Below are 19,086 nucleotides of genomic sequence, written 5' to 3' on the forward strand. Positions count from 1 at the left end.
GCCGCGGCGGCCGGGCGCGCGGCCCGCGGCGCCTTGAAGGCCGGTCGGGCCGGCTTGGACGGCGCGGCGCGGCCCGAAAGGCCCAGCCGGTGAACCTTGCCGATCACCGCATTGCGGGTCACCCCGCCCAGTTGTTTCGCGATCTGGCTGGCCGAAAGGCCGTCTTGCCAGAGTTTCTTCAGACTCTCGACGCGCTCGTCAGTCCAACCCATGTCTGGCCTCCACCCGCTGATTCAATCACCCGGCGGCCGCCCCCGCGGCACCGGGATCAACATCTTGTGGCGGTCTCAACTCGCTACCGCCATCAACCACTAGATATCGTAACCACTTCCTTAATGGCCACAATAGGCGCCCTCTCCTTCGTCCACAGAAACCAGATGTTGATTCTGTCCACAGGCTTCGCCTCGGGCGCGGGGCGCCTTGCGCCGCCGGGCGGGCGGGCGCAAATCGAGGCCATGAAGGACATGCCCGCCGCCGACGCCGTCATCCCGCCTCAGCCCCGCGACTACCACGGGTTCAACTGGGCCGGGTTCGTCACCCTCTACCTGCGCGAGGTGCGCCGGTTCTGGAAGGTGGGCCTGCAGACCCTGGCCGCGCCGGTGGTGACGGCGCTGCTCTATATGATGGTCTTCGTGGTGGCCGTGCGCGGCGCCAGCCCGCCGGTCGACGGGACCCCGTTCGCGGTGTTCGTCGCGCCGGGCCTGATCATGATGCAGATCCTGAACAACGCCTTCGCCAACTCGTCGTCATCCCTGCTGCAGGCCAAGTTCAACGGCCTGATCGGCGACTTCATGACCCCGCCGCTTTCGCCCCTGGAGCAGGTGCTGGCCTTTTCGCTGGGGGCGGCGACCCGCGGGGTTGCGGTCGGCGCCGTCACCATGGCGGCGATCCTGCCGTTCACCGCCCTGCCGGTCGTCCATGTCTGGGCGATCCTCTATTTCGGGATCAGCGCGGCCTTGATCCTCGGCATGGTCGGCATCATGGCCGGCCTGTGGGCCGAGAAGTTCGACCACATGGCGGTGGTGACCAACTTCGTCATCATGCCCCTGACCTTCCTGTCTGGAACCTTCTACCTGGTCGACCGCCTGCCCGAGCCGTTCCGCTCGGCCAGCCACTACAATCCGTTCTTCTATCTGATCGACGGCTTCCGCTACGGCTTCATCGGCCATGCCGAAGGCTCGCTGATAGCCGGCGTCGGCATGACCGCCGGCCTGGTGATCGCCCTGGCCTTCACCTGCCTCTGGATGTTCGAGAGCGGCTACAAGCTGAAGTCCTGAGGCCTACGGAACGCCCACAGCGATCATCTCCACACGGGTCGGCGCGCCGTGGGTGATGACCGGCGTGTGGGTGTCGGTGATGAAGCGCAGCTTGCCGTCCACCTCGATGCGGGCCGACACCGAATAGACGTTGCGCGGGTCGATCGCCGCCGGATCATAGGCCAGGGCGAACTTGAAGGGCGGGGCGGTCTGTCCCTCGATCACCTGGCTGGCCAGCGTCCGGGCCGGGGCGTCCATCAGCGAGGTGTCGGCCAGCACGACCGTCACCCTGGCGTTCGGCGGCAGCAGCATGCGCTCGCGATAGATGACCTGGCCGGTCACCTCCGCCGTCTCCCGCGGCGCGGGCGAGGCGCAGCCGGCGAGGATCAGGGCGGCGAGCGCAACGAGCGTCAGAACAGGTTTCATCCGGGGCTCCTCGCAAGACTTGGCGGTCGAGGCTGCACCTTCCGACCGGCTGCGTCCATCGGCTGTCATGGAACCGGACATTGACATGACGCCGTTCCCAGCGGAAAACGCCAAGCCTTCCAGTCCCCGCAGCCCATGCCGCGGGGACGCTTACGTTTTCGGAGGGCTTCCCCGTGACTGAAAAGACCGCGCATCAAGCCGCGACCGTTCCCAGCGACCACATCATGGGCGTCTACAACCGCGCCCCGCTGGCGTTCGAGCGAGGCGAGGGCGCGCGCCTGTTCACCACGGACGGAGAGGCCTATCTCGACTGCATGGCCGGCATCGCGGTCAATGCGCTCGGCCATTCGCACCCCAAGCTGGTGCAGGCGGTGAAGGACCAGGCCGAGAAGCTCTGGCACGTCTCCAACGTCTTCAAGATTCCCGGCCAGGAAAAGCTGGCCAGGCTGCTCTGCGACCTGACCGGCCTGGACGAGGTGTTCTTCACCAATTCCGGCGCCGAGGCGATCGAGTGCGCGCTGAAGACGGCGCGCAAGCATCACTGGGCCAATGGCGCGCCCGAGCGGATCGACATCATCGGTTTCGAGGGGTCGTTCCACGGCCGCACCCTTGCGGCGGTCAACGCCTCGGGCAACAAGGCCTATCTCGAAGGCTTCGGCCCGCGCATGCCCGGCTTCGTCCAGCTCCCGTTCGGCGACATGGAGGCCCTGAGGGCCGCCGTCGGCCCGACCACCGCGGCGATCATCGTCGAGCCGGTGCAGGGCGAAGGCGGGGCCCGCGCCCTGAGCGAGCAGCAGCTCCAGGAGATGCGCGCCCTCTGCGACGAGACCGGAACCCTGCTGATCCTGGACGAGATCCAGTGCGGCCTCGGCCGCACCGGCAAGCTCTTCGCCTGGGAATGGGCGCCCGGCGTGAAGCCCGACATCGTGGCGATCGCCAAGGCGCTGGGCGGCGGCTTCCCGGTCGGCGCCTGCGTCACCTCCGCGGCCGCTGGCGCCGGCATGACCGTCGGCGCGCACGGTTCGACCTATGGCGGCAATCCGCTGGCCATGGCCGTGGCCCTGGCCTCGATGGAAGAGCTGATCAAGCCCGAGCTGATGGACCATGTCCGCGAGATCAGCGGCTACCTGACCCAGCAGTTCAACGGCCTGAAGGACCGCTATCCGGATGTCGTCCTCGACATCCGCGGCAAGGGCCTGCTGATCGGGCTGAAGCTCGCCACCAACAATCGCGAGTTCATGCAGCACGCCCGCGACCAGCACCTGCTGCTGGCCGGCGGCGGCGACAACTGCGTGCGCCTGCTGCCCCCGCTCAACCTCACGCTCGATGAGGCCCGCGAGGCGGTGGAGAAGATCGAACGCGCCTGCGAAGCCGCCCGCGCCAAGGCCAAGTCCGCCGCCTGACCCCCATTCCACCGCTCATTCCCGCGAAGGCGGGAACCCAAGCAGACTCCCAAGACATCGCCGTTCGGCAAGGCAGCTTGGGTCCCCGCCTCCGCGGGGATGAGCGGATTTAGGATCCCCGCCATGACCCAACCCGTCAGACATTTCGTCGACCTCTGGAAGATGGAGTCGGCCGACCTGCGCGCCATCCTCGATGACGCCCACGCCCGCAAGGCCGCCCGCCGCGGCTGGCCCCAGGGCCGGGTCGATGGCGACGCCCCGGCGCGCGAGCGCACCCTGGCGATGATCTTCCAGAAGAACTCCACCCGCACCCGCTTCTCGTTCGACGCGGCCATGCGCCAGCTCGGCGGCGACGTCATCATCTCCACCGCCAACGATATGCAGCTCGGCCGCGGCGAGACCGTCGAGGACACCGCCAAGGTGCTCTCGCGCATGGTCGATGCGATCATGCTGCGCGCCAACAGCCACGAGGATGTCGAACGGCTGGCCTACGCATCCACCGTGCCGGTCATCAACGGCCTGTCGGACAAGGGCCACCCCTGCCAGATCATCGCCGACCTCCAGGCCTATGAGGAACATCGCGGCCCGGTGCGCGGCCGGACCCTGGCCTGGGTGGGCGACGGCAACAACGTCTGCTCCAGCTTCATCCACGCCGCATCGAAGTTCGGCTTCAAGCTGAACATCGCCAGCCCGGCCATCTACCACCCCGATCTGATGGACCTGGCCCGCGCGGCCGAACAGCAGGGCCAGGTGTTCACCACCGACGACCCGCGCGAGGCGGTGCGCGGCGCCGACTGCGTGATCACCGACACCTGGGTCTCGATGGGCGACACCGACCACGACGAGCGCCTGGAGGCCCTGGAGCCCTACCAGGTCGACTCCCACTTGATGGCGCTGGCCGACAAGGACGCGGTGTTCCTGCACTGCCTGCCCGCCCACCGCGGCGAGGAGGTGACCGACGACGTGATCGACGGCCCCCAATCGCTGATCTGGGACGAGGCGGAAAACCGCATCCACGCCCAGAAGTCGATCCTCGCCTGGTGCTTCGGCGCGATCTGATCGCCTCTAAGTCCTCCCCCGCTGGGGCAGGGCTGTCGCATGCGGCGCCGGCGTGATTTTCCTCCCCCGCTTCGCAGAGGAGGAAAAGAAAGCTGGATCGCATATGCGATTGCCCAGTCAGATGGGGCCGCATCGAGCGTCCGCGACGTCCTGAAGCTCGCAAACCACGTCCGGCCGCCCTATATGCCGCCCCCATGTCCGACATCGCGCCGCTCACCCATCCCGACGACATCGTCGCCCCGTTCCAGATCGAGCGTGAGGCCGTGCGCGGCCGCGTGGTCCGCCTGGGGCCGGCCATCGACCAGATCATCTCCGGCCACGCCTATCCTGGGCCGGTGGCCGACCTGCTGGGCGAGGCCTGCGCCCTGGCCGCCCTGGTCGGCTCCAGCCTGAAGTTCGAGGGCCGCCTGATCGTCCAGGCCCAGGGCGACGGGCCGGTGCGCTACGTGGTGGCCGACTACGACACCAGCGGCGCCCTGCGCGGCTATTGCCGCTTCGATGCGGACGAGGTCGCCAGGGCGAGCGCCGGCTTCACCCGTCCTGGCGCGAAGACCCTGCTGGGCGGCGGCGTCTTCATCATGACGGTCGACCAGGGGCCGGACATGGATCGCTACCAGGGCGTCACCGCCATCGAGGGCGAGACCCTGGCGCTCTGCGCCGAGCAGTATTTCGCCCAGTCCGAGCAGACCCCGACCCGCGTGCGCCTGGCGGTCGGCCAGGCCGACATCGGCGAAGGCCCCCATTGGCGCGCGGGCGGCATGCTGATCCAGAACATCGCCGCCGACGAGGCCCGCGGCTCGACGGAGGAAGCTTGGACCCGCACCCAGGCCTTCTTCGAGACTATCGGCGAGGACGAACTGCTCGACCCGACCATCTCGGCCGAGACCCTGCTCTTCCGCCTGTTCCACGAGGACGGCGTGCGCGTCTTCGAACCCAAGGCGCTCCAGGCCTTCTGCCGCTGCTCGCGCGACCGCATAGAGACGGTGCTCAAGTCGTTCGGCGCCGATGAGCGCGCGGATATGGTCGAGGATGATGGCCAGATCCGCGTGACCTGCGAATACTGCTCCAAGGTCTACGCGATCGACCCGGCCTCCCTCGCCTGAGGCGCATCGGGCGCGGGCGGCGCCGCTGAGGGAGACGCGCCATGGACGACGACCGGGAATTCGACGAACTGGCCAGCCTGACCGGCGCCCTGCTGGCGGCGCTCGAGGCCTTCGCCTTCGCCGCGCGGCGGCTCAATCCGCCCGACCTGCCGGCCTTGGTCGAAGCGGTCGGCGCGCCGGACGAGCCGCTTGCCGAGGCGCTGGCGCGGGCCGCCGGCTGGCGCGGCCAGGCCGCCGTTCTGAGGGAGCCGCTGGCCGCCTCGGCCGAAGCGGTGATCGCGGGCTTCGCCGATCTGCGCGCCGGCGCGCAGGCTGTCGACCTCTCCAGAGCTTTCCGCGCCTTGCGCCAGCGGCCTATCGCGCTGGAGGCGCTTTATCCGCTCGCGGGCCTGTTGCCGCCCGTCAGCCGTTTCTTCCTGGAGCCTGAACAGCGGGGCGACCTGGTGCTCCAGGCGCGCTTTCGGGAGCCCGCCGCAAGGACCGGCGTCATGCACGGCGGCGCCGAGCCTGGCGCGCGCGGCGCCTTCTCGCTCTATGTGCCCGAATACTACTCACCTGATCGAGACTGGCCGCTGGTCGTGGCTCTGCACGGCGGATCGGGCGATGGCCGCGCCTTCCTGTGGAGCTGGCTGCGCGCGGCCAGGACCCACGGCGCCATCGTCGTCGCCCCGACAGCGATCGGCCGGACCTGGGCGCTGACCGGCCCCGACCACGACACCCCCAACCTGATCGGCATTCTGGATGAGGTCGGCGCACGCTGGCGCCTCGATCCGCAGAGGCTGCTGCTCACAGGGCTCAGCGATGGCGGCACCTTCAGCTATGTCAGTGGGCTGGAGCCGGGCTCTCCGTTCACGCATCTGGCGCCGGTCGCCGCCGCCTTCCACCCGATGCTGGCCCAGATGGCCGATCGCGAGCGCCTGGGCGGCCTGCCGATCCACATCATCCACGGCGCGCTCGACTGGATGTTCCCGGTCGACATGGCGCGCGAGGCCGCCAGCACCCTGCAAGACGCCGGCGCGGACGTGACCTACCGCGAGATTCCCGACCTGGCGCACACCTTCCCCTCGGAAATGAGCGCCGACCTGCTGGCCTGGCTGGAGGCTACGCCGCGTCCAGCGCCCGGCTGACGTCGCGGGTCAGGTCGCCGATCCCTTCCAGCCCGACGCTCATCCGCACCCAGCCTTCGGTCAGGCCGATCTCCAGCCGCTCGGCCTCGGGCATCGATCGGTGGGTGGTGGTGCAGGGGTGTGTGGCCATCGACTTGGCGTCGCCCAGGTTGTTGGAGATGTCGAAGATCTCCAGCGCGTCCAGGAACCGCCAGGCCGCCTCGCGGCTGCCCAGGTCGAAGGCCACCACATTGCCGCCGCCGCTCATCTGGTTGGCGATCAGCGCCGCCTGCGGGTGGTCCGGCCGGGTCGGATAGAGCACCTTCGCCACCTTGGAGCTGGCGGCGATCGCCCCGGCGATGCTGGCGGCGTTCTCGGCCTGGCGGCGCACGCGCAGGTCCAGGGTCTCCAGGCCTTTCAGCAGCACCCAGGCGTTGAACGGCGACAGGGCCGGTCCGGTGTGGCGCAGGATGTCCTTGTACGCCTCGGTCATCAGCGGCTCGTCGCCCAGGATCGCGCCGCCCAGCACCCGGCCCTGGCCGTCGATGTGCTTGGTGGCCGAATAGACGACGACGTCGGCGCCCAGGGCCAGCGGCTTCTGGAAGACCGGCGTGGCGAACACGTTGTCCACCACCAGCTTGGCGCCGGCGGCGTGGGCGATCTCGGCGACCGCGCCGATGGCGGTCACTTCCAACAGCGGGTTGGCCGGGCTTTCGACCAGGAAGGCCTTGGTGTTGGGGCGGACCGCGTTCTTCCAGGCCGAGAGGTCGGTGGCGTCCACATAGGTCACCTCGACGCCGAACCGCGGCATCCAGTCCGACAGGATCCAGCGGCAGGAGCCGAACAGCGCGCGGCCCGCCACGATATGGTCGCCCGCCCGCACCAGGCCCATCAGCGCCACATGCACCGCCGCCATGCCCGAGGCGGTGGCGCGGCAGACCTCGGCGCCTTCGAGCAGGGCCAGGCGGTCTTCGAACATCGCCGTCGTCGGGTTGCCGAAGCGCTGGTAGATGAAGCCCGGATCCTCGCCGGAGAACCGCTTGTCGGCCGCCCCGGCGCTCTCGTAGGAGAAGCTCTGGGTCAGGAACAGCGCCTCGGAGATTTCGCCATAAGGCGTTCGGGTCAGGCCGCCGCGCACCAGCTTGGTTTCCAGCTCCCAGTCGCGGGTGTCCTCGGCCATCACGGAATTCCTTGCACTTTCAAAAGCTGCGGCCTTCTAGCGCTCGCGCTTCGCCTCCGCCACCGTGGAAAATCTGCCGCCGCTTGCAGGAAGGACGCGGCGAGCCTTGCCAGACTCGTGGCGGGCGGCGAGTGTCGCGCCGATGAACGACGCCCCCGGCATCCTGCCTTCCCAATCCATCGAAGACCTGATCGCCGACGGTGCGATCGGCGCCTCGCGCCCGTTCGACCCCGACCAGGTGCAGCCGGCCAGCCTCGACCTGCGTCTGGGCGCGCGGGCCTGGCGTGTGCGCGCGTCCTTCCTGCCGGGCCTCGGCCGCACCGTGCCCCAGCGCCTTGCGAACCTCGCCATGCACGAGCTCGATCTGAGCCGGGGCGCGGTGCTGGAGCGGGGATGCGTCTATATCGCCGAACTGCAGGAGAGCCTGGCCCTGCCCAAGGGCGTCTCGGCCCGCGCCAATCCGAAGAGCTCCACCGGCCGGGTCGACGTCTTCGTGCGCCTGCTGACCGACAATTCGGTCGCCTTCGACGACGTGGCCGAGGGCTATAGCGGCCCGACCTATATCGAGATCGCCCCGCAGACCTTCTCGATCCTCGTTCGCTCGTCCACGCGCCTCAACCAGCTCCGCCTGAAACGTGGCGAGCCGCCGAAGCTCCAGATCCGCAGCGTCGGCGTCGATCTGACGCAGGAGATCGCCGGCTTCCGCGCCCGCCGCCACGCCGGCGTGGTCGACATGGATCATGTCGACGGCCACGATCCCAAGGACTTCTGGGAGCCCCTGATCCCGCGCCACGGCGAATTGCTGCTCGATCCGGGCGAGTTCTACATCCTGGCCTCCAAGGAGGCGGTGGAGATCCCGGTGTTGCAGGCCGCCGAGATGACGCCGATCGACCCTTCGGTCGGCGAGTTCCGCGTCCACTACGCCGGCTTCTTCGATCCGGGATTCGGCACGGCGGAGGCGGGCGGCGTCGGCTCGCGCGGGGTGCTGGAGGTGCGCAGTCACGAGACGCCCTTCCTGCTCGAGGACGGCCAGACCGTCGCTCGGCTGGTTTATGAGCCCCTGACCGCTAAACCTGCCCGTCTCTACGGCGAAGGCGGCTCTCACTACCAGCGCCAGGGCCTCAAGCTCTCCAAGCATTTCCGGGTGTGGTGACGCCCGCCGCGCGGCCCGTCCTTGACCGCTGGCCCGGCCCGCGCCAAAGGCTCGCGCCATGAACATTCTCCTCGTCGGATCGGGCGGGCGCGAACACGCCCTGGCCTGGAAGATCGCGGCCTCGCCGCTGGTGAAGCGTCTGGTCATGGCGCCTGGGAATCCCGGCATGGCCGCGCTGGGCGAGTTGCGCCCGCTGAAGGTCACCGATGCGCCGGGCCTGATCGCCCTGGCCCAGGAGATCGCCGCCGACCTGATCGTCATCGGCCCGGAGATCGCGGTGGAGGCCGGCCTGGCGGACGCCGCGGCCAAGGCGGGAATCCCGTGCTTCGGCCCGGTCGCGGCCGCCGGCCGCCTGGAATCGTCCAAGGCCTTCACCAAGGCGTTCACCGACCGTCACGGCCTGCCGACCGCACGCTATCGGACCTGTGACGACGCAGCCTCGGCCAAGGCGGCCCTGGATGGCTTTTCGCCGCCCTATGTCATCAAGGCCGACGGTCTGGCCGCCGGCAAGGGCGTGGTGATCGCCCAGGACCGCGCGGCGGCGGAGGCGGCCATCGACGACGCCCTGGGCGGGCGTTTCGGGGCGGCCGGCGCGCGGGTGGTGATCGAGGAGTTTCTGGAAGGCGAGATCGGCTCGCTGTTCGCCCTCTGCGACGGCAAGGATTCCATCGTCTTCGGTTCGGCCCAGGACCACAAGCGCGCCTATGACGGCGATATGGGCCCCAACACTGGCGGCATGGGCGCCTATTCCCCGGCGCCCGTCTTCACCGATGACCTGGTCGAGCAGGTCCGTACGCGCCTGGCCGAGCCCGCCTTCGCCGGCATCGCGGCCGAGGGCGCGCCCTACAAGGGCGTGCTGTTCGTGGAGCTGATGGCCACCGCGGACGGCCCCAAGCTGGTGGAGTTCAACGTCCGCTTCGGCGACCCGGAATGCCAGGTGCTGATGCTGCGGCTGGAAAGCGACCTGGTTCCCTATCTCCTCGCCTGCGCCCATGGGACGCTGGCCCGGGCGCCGGCGCCGATCTGGCGCGACGAGGCGGCGATCTGCGTGGTGCTGGCCGCCGACGGCTATCCGGAGAGCCCGGTGACCGGGTCGATCATCCGCGGCGCCGAGCAGGACTTCGGGCCGGACGTGGTGGTCTTCCACGCCGGGACCTCGCGCGACGAGGACGGAACCTTGCGAGCCTCGGGCGGCCGGGTGCTCAATGTCTGCGCCCTCGGCGCGACGCTGCAGGAGGCGCGGGACAAGGCCTATGCGGCGATCGCCCGGATCGACTGGCCAGGCGGTTTCCACCGCACCGACATCGGCTGGCGGGCCCTGGGGCCCCGCTAGCCTCCGGAAGTCCTGGCATGGCCGCCTCGCCGCTTGCTCCTGGCGTCGGTGGGTCGGTATGGTGGTTCAAACACGTGTACGACTCCGAGGAAACGCCATGGCCGACGCCGCCGAGCAACAGCGCGAACAGCTGAACACGGGCACCAAGGAGGTCGCGGAAAGCCATCGCTTCGACGAAGCGGCCCTGGCCGCCTGGATGGAGGCGAACGTCGAGGGCTACCAGGGCCCGCTGGAAGTGCGCCAGTTCAAGGGCGGCCAGTCGAACCCGACCTATCAGCTCATCACTCCGGGCAAGAAGTACGTCATGCGGCGCAAGCCGCCGGGCAAGCTGCTGCCCTCGGCCCATGCGGTCGACCGCGAATACAAGGTGATCACCGCGCTCTATCCGACCGGTTTCCCGGTGGCGCGCTCCTATGGCCTCTGCACCGACGATAGCGTCATCGGCACCATGTTCTACGTGATGGACATGGTCGAAGGCCGCATCCTGTGGGACCAACAGCTTCCGCAATACGCGCCGGCCGAGCGCCACGCGATCTTCATGGCCAAGATCAACACCCTGGCCGATCTGCACAACACCGACTACCAGGCCATCGGCCTCGGCGATTACGGCAAGCCCGGCAACTATATGGGCCGTCAGGTCGACCGCTGGACCAAGCAGTACAAGGCCTCCGAGACCGTTCACATCGAGGAGATGGAGCGGTTGATCGAGTGGCTGCCCCGCACCTTGCCCGAGCAGGAGCGCACCTCGATCGTCCATGGCGACTATCGCCTCGACAACATGGTCATCCACCCGACCGAGCCGCGCGTGATCGCGGTGCTGGACTGGGAACTCGGCACGCTGGGCGAACCGCTGGCCGATTTCACCTATCTGCTCATGAACTGGGTCAACGGCTCGATCTCGCAGATCCCGGACCTCAAGGCCCACGGCATCCCCACCATCGAGGAGGCGGTCGAGGCCTATTGCGCCCGCACCGGCCGTTCGGGCCTGCATCACCTCGACTGGTTCCTGTCCTACAACATGTTCCGGCTGGCCGGGATCTGCCAGGGCATCGTCGGGCGCGTGCGCGACGGCACGGCCAACAGCCCGCAGGCCGCGGCCATGGCCGAGCGGGTGCCGCTGCTGGCCAAGTCGGCCTGGACCTACGCCCAGAAGGCCGGCGTCTGAGCGGGCTCTAGCAAGCGCCATCGCCGCGTGCGAATAGGGCGTCCGGCAGACAACTGATCGTCCGAGCCCGGAGCCACATGACCGACACCACCAGCGCGCCCGAGGTCGTGCGCGAGCGACGCCCGTTCTGGAGGCGTCGCTCATGGCAGGCGGCAGGGGGGCTCGCGCTCCTGCTGGCTGCGCTCGTGGTCTTCATGCTCTGGTCGCTGCCCCTGGGCCGGGCGCTGGAACCCCTGCAAAATCCTACGCTTGTGCTGGTGACGGCGGACGGCAAGCCCTTCGCCCGCCGGGGTTCCTACAAGGAACAGCCGGTCGATGTGACCAGGCTGCCGAAATACGTGCCGGGCGCCTTCGTGGCCATCGAGGACCGCCGGTTCTACAGCCATTGGGGGGTCGATCTGCGCGCCCTGACTCGCGCCCTGCAACGCAACGTGCAGGCGGGCGAGGTCCAGGAGGGCGGCTCCACCATCACCCAGCAGTTGGCCAAGAACGCCTTCCTGACCAGCCAGCGCAGCCTGCGGCGAAAGGCGCAGGAAGCCCTGATCGCCCTCTATCTCGAAGCTCGGCTCTCCAAGGACGAGATCCTCTCGCGCTATCTCTCGACCGTCTATTTCGGCGACGGCGTGTTCGGCCTGCGGGCCGCCGCGCGGCACTATTTCGACAAGACGCCCGAGACGCTCAGCATCGGAGAGGCGGCCATGCTGGCCGGCATGGTCAAGGCGCCCTCCCGCCTGGCGCCCACCGAGAACCTGCCCGCCGCGCGCGAGCGGGCCGACGTGGTGCTGGCCACCATGGTCGACACCGGGGTCATCACGCAGGCCGAGGCCAGAGGCGCCCACAATGTCCGCGTCCGTGAGGGGCGCGAGAAGCTGCCGGTCGGCTCCTACTTCGCCGATTGGGTCTCGCCCCAGGCCCGCCGCGCCTTCGAGGCGGCCTATGGCGAGGTCCAGGTTCCGACCACGCTCGACTCGGTGCTGCAGGACAAGGCCGAGGAGATCGTCCGCAGAGCGCTTCAGCGCCATGGCGGCTATCTGCACGCCAGCCAGGCGGCCCTGGTCGCCATGCGGCCCGACGGCCGCGTGCTCGCGATGGTCGGCGGCGAGGACTACAAGACCAGCCAGTTCAACCGCGTCACCGACGCCGAGCGCCAGCCGGGCTCGGCCTTCAAGCTGTTCGTCTACCAGGCGGCCCTGCGCCAGGGCCAGACGCCCGACAGCCTGGTGCTGGACGCCCCGGTGACCATCGCCGACTGGTCGCCCAAGAACCACGAGGGCCGCTACGCCAACCGCGAGATCCACCTGCGCAACGCCTTCGCCGGCTCGTCCAACGTGGCGGCCGCGCGCCTGGCCCAGCAGGTCGGGCGTGGCGCGATCATCAAGGCGGCTGAGGATATGGGCGTCCACTCGAAGTTCCCGCCCGACCTGACCCTGGCGCTGGGCACTGCGCCCAGCACTTTGCTGGACATGACCGCCGCCTACGCCGCCGTGGCGGGCGGCCGCTATCCGGTGACGCCCTATGGCGTGATCCAGGCGCGGGTTCCGGCCCCGCGCGCCATGCCGGCCAAGGAGCGGGAAGGGTTGCTCGACCTGCTGCGCGCGGCGGTGGTGTTCGGCACGGCCAACGGCGGCAACGTCTCGCAATACGCCTATGGCAAGACCGGCACGACCCAGGACTATCGCGACGCGCTCTATCTCGGCTTCGTGGGCGACATGGTCATCGGCGTGTGGGTCGGCAACGACGACAACAGCCCGATGAACGGCGTGGCGGGCGCGGGCCTGCCCTCGGAAATCTGGCGCGAGTTCGCGCGCTTTGCGATGAGCAAGGGCGTGGTGCGGGTGAACGGCAAGCAGATCGGTCTGCCGCCGCCGCCTCCGCGGGTCGAGGAGATCGCGCCCGAGGAGGTTCCGGCCGAGGGCGAGGCCCCGGTCGAAGCCGCTGTGACGCCAGGCCCGGCCCAACCGGCGCCGACGGCGCCTGCGTCGCAACCGGCCGCGCCCCAGCCGGTCCAGCCGCCCTTTTAGGCGAAGGGCGCCAACAGGCGCGCGAGCGCGGCCTCGTCCTCGAAGACCGCGCGAACCGGCCAGGCGGCGGCTTTCTCGCGCCAGGCGGTCGGCAGGCGCACCCAGTCCTTCTCGGTGGTCACCAGGCCCGCCTCGAACAGTTCGGCCCGCTGCTCCAACAGCTTCAGCGCCGCGGCGTCATAGGCGAAGTGGTCGGGAAAGGGGACGAAGTCCGCCAGTTCGCAGCCGGCCGCCTTCAAGGCCCGCTCGACCTTCCAGGGCATGGCGATCCCGGCGAAGCCGACCTGCGGGCCGGGCGGCGGCGGCGCGGCCGGCTCCAGCCGCGCGACCAGCAAGGGCTTTCCCGCCAAGGCGCGCACCAGATCGGGGTCCGGTTCGGCGAGGTCGGCCGGCAGCATCAGCACCACGGCGTCGGCGCGCGCGAGCCCGACGGCCAGCGGCTCGCGCAACGGGCCGGCCGGAAACACTGAGCCGTCGCCCAGCGGCCAGACGCCATCGCGCGTCTCGCCGTCGACCACCGCCAGCGACAGCGTCTTCTTCAGCGAAGGGTTCTGGTGCCCGTCGTCCATGACGACGGCCTGCGCGCCGGCGGCCACGGCGGCCTTGGCGCCGGCCGCGCGGTCGCGGGCGACCCAGATCGGCGCATCGCGCGCCATCATCAGCGGTTCGTCGCCCACCTGCGCGGCGGTGTGCCTCTCGGGATCGACGCGCAGCGGCCCAGCCTCCGATCCGCCATAGCCGCGCGACAGGCCGTGGGCGCCGGGCAGGCGACGCAGCAACTCGCGCACTACCGGCGTCTTGCCGGCGCCGCCCACCGTCAGGTTGCCGACGCAGATGACCGGCGCGCCCGGATCGACCGGCTGGGCCTTGGCGATGCGGCGCGCGGTGGCCGCCGCCCAGATCCAAGAGACCGGCTTCAGCAGCGCGCGCATGACCGGCGCCGGCGCGCCTTCGCGCACATACCACCAGCGGGGCGTGGAGAGCTTCATGCCGGCAGCAGCGGCTCGATCAGGGCCAGGGCCTCGTCGAACGCCTTGCCCTGGCGGTTGGCGTAGGAGAGGGCGGCGCGGCCGATCCGCGGGGCGATCAACGGCTGGGTCAGCAGGCCGCGCAGGTCGCGGGCCAGGATCGCCTCGTCGGCGCATTCGAGCGCGGCGACCCGCTCGAACATCTCGGCATAGGTGGCGGCGGCGTTGAAGACATGCGGCCCGCTGACGAGCGTCACGCCCAGTCGCGCCGGCTCGAGCGGGTTGTGGCCGCCGACGCCCGGAACGAAGCTGCCGCCCATCACCGCGACATCGCAGGCGCGGAAGAAGAGCCCCATCTCGCCGAGGGTATCGGCGACATAGGCGGTGACGGCCGGCGTGAGCGGCTGGCCTGCCGAGCGCCGCGCGACCGCAAAGCCCATCTGGCCGAGCAGGGCGGCGACCGCTTCGCCGCGGTCGGGATGGCGGGGCGCGACGATCAGCAGGGCGCCGGTGTCGGCGGCCTGGACCGCGCGGGCGATGATCTCCTCCTCGCCGGGGTGGGTGCTGGCCGCCAGGATCACCTTGCGCGCGCCGATCTGCGCTTTCAGCGCTTCGAGTTCGGCGGGGTCGCAGGGCAGGGGGGCGCCGACCGTCTTGAGGTTCAGCAGCGGTCCGGGGGCCGCGCCGAGACCGCGCAGCCGCGCGTCGGTCTCGGCGTCCTGGGGCAGGACGAGGTCGAAGGCGCCGAGCACGGCCCGGGCGGAGGCCGGGACGCGGGCCCAATCCTCGGCGCTCTTGGCCGTCATCCGGGCCGAGACCAGCGCCATGCGCGCGCCGCGGGCGCGGGCCGCCAGGATCAGGTTGGGCCAGAGCTCGCTCTCGACCTGCAAGGCGGCGTCCGGCCGCCAATGGTCCAGGAACCGGCGGGCCGCGCCGGGCGTGTCGATGGGGGCGTACTGGTGGATAACGCCCGCGGGCAGCCGCTTGGCCAGGAGCTCGGCCGAGGTGCGGGTGCCCGAGGTGACCAGCAGGGTGCGCCCGGGCCTCGCCAGGGCCTCCACCAACGGCAGGAGCGACAGGCTTTCCCCGACGCTGACGCCATGCAGCCAGACCAGGGGCCCGGCCGGCCGCGGGACGGAGGAGCGGCCCAGGCGCTCGCCCAGGCGCGCGGGGTCTTCCTTGCCGCGCGCAGCGCGGCGGCGCAGCAGCATCGGGGCCAGGGGCTCGGCCGCCGCCACGGCGGCGGCATAGAGCGCGAGGGGCGGCGGGCGCAAGCGGCGGCTCAGATCGCGTGGACGCTGGCCAGGCGGCAGGCGTCGGCGTGGCCGGTCTCGACCTGCAAGGTCGCATGGCCGATGCCGAACTTCCCGGCCAGGCCTTCGCAGGTCGCATGCAGGAAGTCGTCGCCGTCGGCGTTGTCGGGGCGGGTCACGTGGGCGGTGAGGGCCGTTTCCGTCGTGCTCATCGCCCAGACGTGCAGGTCGTGGACTTCGGTGACGCCCGGACGCGACAGCAGCCAACCCTTGACCGCCTGCACGTCCATGCCGCGGGGCGCGGCGTCCAGGGCCAGGTCCACCGATTCCCGCAGCAGGCCCCAGGTGCCGATGACGATCACGGCGGCGATCAGCAGGCTGAGCAGCGGGTCGATCCAGAACAGCCCGGTCAGGGCGATCAGCCCCGCCCCGACCACCACGGCCAGCGACACAGCCGCGTCGGCGGCCATGTGCAGGAAGGCCCCGCGGACATTGAGGTCGTCGTGCCCCTTCATGAACATCAGGGCCGTGGCGGTGTTGATGACCACGCCGATGGCGGCGACCGCCATGACGGGCCAGGTGGCGATGGGCGCTGGCTCGGTGAAGCGATGGATCGCTTCGGAGACGATCACCCCCACCGCCACCAGCAGCAGCACGGCGTTGGCGAGCGAGGCCAGCACCGTGGCCTTGCGCAGGCCATAGGTGCGGCGCGCGGTCGGGGCGGATTTGGCCAGGATCGTCGCGCCCCAGGCCAGCAGCAGGCTGAGCACGTCGGAGAGGTTGTGGCCGGCGTCGGCCAACAGGGCCAGAGACCCGGACCACAGGCCAGCTCCGGCCTCGGCCAGCACGAAGGCGAAGTTCAGCCCGACGCCGATGGCGAAGGCGCGGCCGAAATCCTTGGGGGCGTGGCTATGGCCGCCGGGGCCGTGGCTGTGGCCGTGCGAATGCCCATGCCCATGCCCATGGTCATGATGATGGTGGCCATGATCGTGATCATGGTCGTCGTGCCGATGCCCGTGATGGTCGTGCGCCATGCCTTCTATGTGTCACCCTGCGCGGCGAGGATCAACGGCGTGCGACGAGGGCTTCGGCGCGGGCGCGGGTCGCTGTCAGCTTGGCCGAGAGGTCCGCGGTCAGGGCGCTCATGACGGCCTCGTCGGCGTCGGTCGGCACATAGTAGGGACCATCCCACGCGGTCGCCCCGCGCCCGAACGGCCAGGCGAAGGTGATCTTGTCCCAGGTGTCGAGGGTGATGGCCGGCGAGACGGCCAGGCCCATCAGATAGATCGGCGCCCCGGTCTTGCGGGCGATCTGCAACGACCCGGGGGCGATGATCTCGGCCGGTCCGCGCGGACCGTCCGGGGTGACGATCAGCACCCCGCCCTCGTTGATCCAGTTCATCGCCTCGCGGATCGCCGCCACCGCCGCCCGGGCCTTGTTGCTGTCGCCCTTCTTGGCTGAGGAGGTGCGAATGGCGGGGAAGCCCGCCCGCGACAGGGCCTGGGCGATGAACTCGCCGTCCGCCGAGGGCGAGACCATGCAGCGCACCTTCTCGCGTCGCCACCAGATCGGGGCCAGCCCCAGGCAAAGCGGGATCGAGCCGTGCCAGAACAGGGCGACCGCGGGCTTGCCGGTTTCGAGCACCGGCTCGACACAGGCCAGGTTGTCGTGCGTCCAGCGCCGCGACTTCAAGGTCACGACCAGGTGGAGCCAGAGCATCCAGCCGAGAAACGCCTGGACGCCGGGGTTTCGCAGAAGCTTCTTCAAAGCGCGGGTTCCAGATCCAGGTCCTGGCTCTTGGCCAGGCGGGCGTAGAGGCCTTGCTGCTTCATCAGGCCCGCATGGTCGCCGCACTCGACCACCCTGCCCTTGTCGATGACATAGATGCGGTCGGCGCCGCGTACGGTCGACAGGCGATGGGCGATCAGGATGGTGGCGCGCCCGGCCATCAGCCGCGCCAGCGCCGCCTGCACCTTTTCCTCGCTCTCGGTGTCCAGCGCGCTGGTGGCCTCGTCGAGCAGCAGGATCGGCGCGTTCTTCAGGAAGGCGCGGGCGATGGCGATGCGCTGGCGCTGGCCGCCTGAGAGGCGTGCGCCGGCCTCGCCCACCAGGGTCGCATAGCCCTCGGGCAGCGCCTCGATGAACTCGTGCGCGGCGGCCGCCTTGGCTGCTTCGACGATCTGCGCCTCGCTGGCGTCCGGCCGGGCATAGGCGATGTTGGCGCGGATGGTGTCGTCGAACAGGAACGGCTCCTGGGTCACCAGGGCGACGTGGTCGCGCAGCGAGGCCAGGGTGACGTCGCGGACATCGACGCCGTCGATGGTCACCGCCCCAGCGCTGGCGTCATAGAAGCGGGGAATGAGATTGAGGATCGTGGTCTTGCCGCCGCCCGACGGGCCGACCAGGGCGACGGTCTCGCCCTTGCGGACCACCAGGTTCACCCCTTGCAGGGCCGGGCGGTCCTCCTGGCCGTAGGCGAAGCCGACATTTTGAAAGGCGATGGCGCCTTCGGTGATGACGAGGTCGGCCGCGCCTTCGCGCTCGCGCACTTCCGGCTCGACGTCCAGGGCGGCGAACAGCCGGCGGGCGGCCGAGACGCCCTCGGCCATCACGGTCTGCAGGTTGGCGATCTGGCGCAGCGACTGCGAGGCCAGGCCGAGCGCGCCGATGAAGGCGACGAAGGCCCCGACGTTCATCCCGCCCGACTGCGAGCGCCAGCCGGCATAGGCGATGACCGCGGCGGTGATCAGGGTCATCAGCGTCTCGGTCGCGGGCGCGGCGCGGGCGCGGGCGTTGGCGCCCTTGACCAGGAATTTCTGCCGGCGCCTCACCACCTCGGCGACGCGGTCTTCCTCATAGGCCTCGCGGTTCTCGATCTTCACCACCCGCACGCCGTCCAGGCTTTCCATGATGGCGGTGGAGAGGGCGGAGGTCTCGGCCATCGCCCCCTTGGTCGCCTTGACCGTGCGCTTGGAGAAGCGCCGCATGATCGCGGTCGAAAGCGGGGCGGCGACCACCAGGGCCAGCGACAGCCACGGGTCGTTGCCGACCATGACCACCACCGCGCCGATCACGGTCAGCAGGTGCTGGGTGTAGTTGATGATGCCGGCGGTCGCCGCCTCGCGGATCAGGCCGGCGTCGTAGAGCACCGAGGAGACGAACGAGCCGGTGTGCCCGGCGCGCAGGCGCGCGAGGTCGGCGCGGACCAGCTTGCCGAACAACTGCACCTGTACCTGGCCGACCACCTCGTTGCCGATGCGGTTGACCTGGCTGGCCTGGATCACCTGGGCCAGGCCCCGGCCGATGGCCAGGGCCGCGATGGTCAGCGGGATGGCCAGCAGGGTTCCGGGCTTGTGGTTGACCAGCAGGTCGTTGATCGCCGGCTCGAGGATCTGGATCAGGGCGGCGGACAGATAGGCGACGGCCACAGCGGCGATCATCGCCACCGTCCAGCCCTTCCACCGCGGCGCCATATAGATGCGCGCGATGCGGCCGATCACGGCGCGTGTGGAAAGCTGTTCGGCGGGTTCGTCCATCGGTCCTTGGGGTCGGCTGTCGGGCGGGGGAAGTCAAGCGGGCGTCTTGGCCCGGCCGGCGGGCTGCGGGCGTCCCACGGCCGCGATGAATATGGTAAGCCTGCCTTGCAGATAGGAGGCGAGA

The 19,086-nt window shown here is 70.1% G+C and carries 17 protein-coding genes; 9 read left to right on the forward strand and 8 right to left on the reverse strand.

All coding sequences use genetic code 11. The annotated features are described in order from the left end of the window. A partial coding sequence (locus tag ACE3TL_RS05605) for a GcrA family cell cycle regulator (RefSeq protein ID WP_374577740.1) occupies positions 1–212 on the reverse strand: 212 nt, incomplete at its 3' end. 243 nt (positions 213–455) lie between these two features. On the opposite strand from ACE3TL_RS05605, the gene ACE3TL_RS05610 reads away from it, so the two are divergent. Beyond that, positions 456–1,277 (forward strand): ABC transporter permease, encoded by an 822-nt coding sequence (locus ACE3TL_RS05610; protein ID WP_374577785.1) that lies wholly within the window; start codon positions 456–458, stop codon positions 1,275–1,277. 3 nt (positions 1,278–1,280) lie between these two features. On the opposite strand, the gene ACE3TL_RS05615 is transcribed toward ACE3TL_RS05610, so the two are convergent. Next, positions 1,281–1,682 carry a YbaY family lipoprotein gene (locus tag ACE3TL_RS05615; protein ID WP_374577741.1) on the reverse strand — a complete coding sequence of 134 codons (402 nt, stop codon included), beginning with the start codon at positions 1,680–1,682 and terminating at the stop codon, positions 1,281–1,283. Positions 1,683–1,906: 224 nt separating this feature from the next. Here ACE3TL_RS05615 and ACE3TL_RS05620 point away from each other — a divergent pair, with 224 nt between their 5' ends. The 4 genes from ACE3TL_RS05620 to ACE3TL_RS05635 all read left to right on the forward strand — a co-directional run bounded on the left by ACE3TL_RS05620 (position 1,907) and on the right by ACE3TL_RS05635 (position 6,374). Further along, positions 1,907–3,085, forward strand: coding sequence for an aspartate aminotransferase family protein (locus ACE3TL_RS05620; protein ID WP_374577786.1), 1,179 nt, complete (start codon positions 1,907–1,909; stop codon positions 3,083–3,085). Between the two features lie 123 nt (positions 3,086–3,208). Next, positions 3,209–4,144 (forward strand): ornithine carbamoyltransferase, encoded by a 936-nt coding sequence (gene argF / locus ACE3TL_RS05625; protein WP_374577742.1) that lies wholly within the window; start codon positions 3,209–3,211, stop codon positions 4,142–4,144. A 194-nt stretch (positions 4,145–4,338) separates the two neighbouring features. Beyond that, positions 4,339–5,247: an Hsp33 family molecular chaperone gene (locus ACE3TL_RS05630; RefSeq protein WP_374577743.1), complete on the forward strand. Its 909-nt coding sequence runs from the start codon at positions 4,339–4,341 to the stop codon at positions 5,245–5,247. A 41-nt stretch (positions 5,248–5,288) separates the two neighbouring features. After that, the gene (locus ACE3TL_RS05635) at positions 5,289–6,374 is read left to right on the forward strand and encodes a hypothetical protein (RefSeq protein WP_374577744.1); all 1,086 of its coding nucleotides are present in this window, start codon (positions 5,289–5,291) and stop codon (positions 6,372–6,374) included. Here ACE3TL_RS05635 and metZ read toward each other — a convergent pair. Continuing rightward, the gene (gene metZ, locus ACE3TL_RS05640) at positions 6,349–7,533 is read right to left on the reverse strand and encodes an O-succinylhomoserine sulfhydrylase (protein ID WP_374577745.1); all 1,185 of its coding nucleotides are present in this window, start codon (positions 7,531–7,533) and stop codon (positions 6,349–6,351) included. The two genes, ACE3TL_RS05635 and metZ, sit on opposite strands and share 26 nt — an antisense overlap. Positions 7,534–7,675: 142 nt before the next feature. Here metZ and ACE3TL_RS05645 point away from each other — a divergent pair, with 142 nt between their 5' ends. The 4 genes from ACE3TL_RS05645 to ACE3TL_RS05660 all read left to right on the forward strand — a co-directional run bounded on the left by ACE3TL_RS05645 (position 7,676) and on the right by ACE3TL_RS05660 (position 13,205). Further along, entirely contained in the window at positions 7,676–8,686 is a 1,011-nt protein-coding gene (locus tag ACE3TL_RS05645; RefSeq protein ID WP_374577746.1) for a 2'-deoxycytidine 5'-triphosphate deaminase, read from the forward strand. A 58-nt stretch (positions 8,687–8,744) separates the two neighbouring features. Next, the gene (purD, locus tag ACE3TL_RS05650) at positions 8,745–10,019 is read left to right on the forward strand and encodes a phosphoribosylamine--glycine ligase (protein WP_374577747.1); all 1,275 of its coding nucleotides are present in this window, start codon (positions 8,745–8,747) and stop codon (positions 10,017–10,019) included. A 97-nt stretch (positions 10,020–10,116) separates the two neighbouring features. Continuing rightward, positions 10,117–11,184 carry a phosphotransferase family protein gene (locus ACE3TL_RS05655; RefSeq protein ID WP_374577748.1) on the forward strand — a complete coding sequence of 356 codons (1,068 nt, stop codon included), beginning with the start codon at positions 10,117–10,119 and terminating at the stop codon, positions 11,182–11,184. A 77-nt stretch (positions 11,185–11,261) separates the two neighbouring features. Further along, complete coding sequence (locus ACE3TL_RS05660) at positions 11,262–13,205, forward strand: transglycosylase domain-containing protein (RefSeq protein ID WP_374577749.1); 1,944 nt, start codon at positions 11,262–11,264, stop codon at positions 13,203–13,205. Here ACE3TL_RS05660 and lpxK read toward each other — a convergent pair. Genes lpxK through ACE3TL_RS05685 form a run of 5 tightly spaced genes read right to left on the reverse strand, consistent with a single transcriptional unit; the run spans position 13,202 to position 18,962 of the window. Beyond that, positions 13,202–14,194 carry a tetraacyldisaccharide 4'-kinase gene (lpxK, locus tag ACE3TL_RS05665; protein ID WP_374577750.1) on the reverse strand — a complete coding sequence of 331 codons (993 nt, stop codon included), beginning with the start codon at positions 14,192–14,194 and terminating at the stop codon, positions 13,202–13,204. The two genes, ACE3TL_RS05660 and lpxK, sit on opposite strands and share 4 nt — an antisense overlap. Next, a complete protein-coding gene (locus tag ACE3TL_RS05670) occupies positions 14,191–15,447 on the reverse strand; it encodes a 3-deoxy-D-manno-octulosonic acid transferase (protein WP_374577751.1) in 1,257 nt (418 codons plus the stop codon). The genes lpxK and ACE3TL_RS05670 overlap by 4 nt, the downstream gene beginning before the upstream one ends. A gap of 8 nt (positions 15,448–15,455) precedes the next feature. Further along, positions 15,456–16,460 (reverse strand): cation diffusion facilitator family transporter, encoded by a 1,005-nt coding sequence (locus tag ACE3TL_RS05675; protein WP_374577752.1) that lies wholly within the window; start codon positions 16,458–16,460, stop codon positions 15,456–15,458. Positions 16,461–16,491: 31 nt separating this feature from the next. Then, positions 16,492–17,193 carry a lysophospholipid acyltransferase family protein gene (locus ACE3TL_RS05680; RefSeq protein WP_374577753.1) on the reverse strand — a complete coding sequence of 234 codons (702 nt, stop codon included), beginning with the start codon at positions 17,191–17,193 and terminating at the stop codon, positions 16,492–16,494. Next, the gene (locus tag ACE3TL_RS05685) at positions 17,190–18,962 is read right to left on the reverse strand and encodes an ABC transporter ATP-binding protein (protein WP_374577754.1); all 1,773 of its coding nucleotides are present in this window, start codon (positions 18,960–18,962) and stop codon (positions 17,190–17,192) included. The genes ACE3TL_RS05680 and ACE3TL_RS05685 overlap by 4 nt, the downstream gene beginning before the upstream one ends. Positions 18,963–19,086 lie beyond the last annotated feature (124 nt).

Source organism: Phenylobacterium sp., from assembly GCF_041920015.1.
GTDB lineage: Bacteria > Pseudomonadota > Alphaproteobacteria > Caulobacterales > Caulobacteraceae > Phenylobacterium.